At 55.7% G+C, this 510-nt stretch carries 1 protein-coding gene; it reads left to right on the forward strand.

What is annotated here, in order from left to right; genetic code table 11:
• A partial coding sequence (locus ACFFT4_RS30100) for a carbohydrate binding domain-containing protein (RefSeq protein ID WP_378052838.1) occupies positions 1-510 on the forward strand: 510 nt, incomplete at both ends.

Raw genomic sequence — 510 nt, forward strand, 5'->3', positions numbered from 1 at the left:
CCGCTGATTGAGGACGAGGGCAACCTGTTGGGCAACGGTGGGTTTACGCAATCTATCGGGTCCGACATTGCACTTTGGACAAAGGATATCGATGCGTCCGCAACAGGACAACTTGTTGTGGAAGAGAGCACAGGCAGCCGAGCGTTAAAGGTGGAAGCGACGGGTCTGGTGCCATGGGCGAGAGCGCAAGTCTTGCAATCGGTGGCAGTTGAAGGCGGCAAAACGTACCTGTTATCCGGGGATATCTATGCAGCACAGCTGCAGAATGCATTCGCGGAGCTGCATATCCAATACTATAATGCAAGCAACAGCAGTCTTGGTCAGGATTATGTCCGTCAGGAGACGGCTATAACGGGCTTCGCGCATTTGGAGAAACGTAGTGTCGCACCGGAGGGGACGGTTCGTGCGCAGGTCAGCGTCAGACTTTCTGCGAACGGGACGGGCAATGGCAGTGGTTTGCTGTATGCCGACAACATCGACCTGCGCGAGACAACGGACCCGAACCTGCTG

The organism is Cohnella cellulosilytica, from assembly GCF_042431195.1.
Classification (GTDB): Bacteria; Bacillota; Bacilli; order Paenibacillales; family Paenibacillaceae; genus Cohnella; species Cohnella cellulosilytica.